Genomic DNA, 1091 nt, shown 5'->3' on the forward strand with positions numbered 1-1091 from the left:
AGGAACCACATGCTCAAACACGTCCTGGAACTGCTCGAAATCCTCGACGACCCGGCTCGCGGCGTCGGTGGCGGGTGGCCGGGTGTTCGGGCGGTTCAGCCAGCAGATGGTGTTGGCGCTGCCGTCCGGTATCGACCGGATCGGTGTGCTGGACACGCTCACGGCGGTGCTGAATCATCACGACATGCTCCGGGCCTGTGTGCGGCAGGTGGATGGCCGCTGGGAGCTGAACGCGCTGCCCGCGGGGGCGGTGGAGGCGCACCAGCTGCTCACCCGGGTCGATGTGCCCGCGGGCCGGTCCGAGGACGAGCTGGCCGAGATCGCGAGCGCGGCGCTGGATGCGGCTCTGGCATCGCTGGATCCGCTGGCGTCCCGGATGGTGGCGTTCGTGTGGCTGTGCCGTGCGGACGGCCCGGACGGTCTGGTGGTGGTGGCCAATCATGCCGTGATCGATGGCGTGTCCTGGCGAATCCTGTTGTCGGACTTGGTGACCGCGTGGGCGCAGCATGCGGCCGGGCAGCGGGTCGAGTTGCCCGCGGTCGGTACGTCGTTCCGCCGGTGGGCGCACGGCGTGGTCGAGGCGGCGCCGCGGCGTCGGGGCGAGCTGGATTACTGGCGGCGGATTCTCGCGGTTCCCGACCCGTTGCTGGGCGAGCGTCCGCTCGACAGTTCGGTCGATACGGCCTCGACCGTGCGGACTTTCAGTGTCACGGTGCCCGCCGAGGTCAGCGAGGCGGTGCTGACCGACCTGCCGGCGTTGTATCGCACGGGCGCCGAGGACGGGTTGCTCGCCGCGCTGGCGCTGGCGGTGCGGACGTGGCGCGCTCGTCGCGGGGTGACGGCGGCGGCGACGCGTCTGCGGTTGGAGGGTCATGGCCGCGAGGAATCGGCGGTCGAGGGTGCTGATCTGACCCGGACGGTCGGCTGGTTCACCACCATGTATCCGGTCGCGCTCGATCTGGACGGGATCGATACCGAGGCCGCGTGGCGTGGTGGTGCGGCGACGGCGGCGCTGGTGAAGGCGGTCAAGGAGCAGTTGCTCGCGGTGCCGGACAAGGGCATCGGTTTCGGTATGCTCCGGCATCTGGACG

The 1091-nt window shown here is 70.3% G+C and carries 1 protein-coding gene; it reads left to right on the top strand.

Annotation, left to right across the window (positions count from 1 at the left end):
- Nucleotides 1-106: 106 nt before the first annotated feature.
- On the top strand, nucleotides 107-1091 hold a 985-nt coding region (locus ACWDNU_RS46760), incomplete at its 3' end, for a condensation domain-containing protein (protein WP_449673571.1).

The organism is Amycolatopsis sp. NPDC003676, from assembly GCF_053587275.1.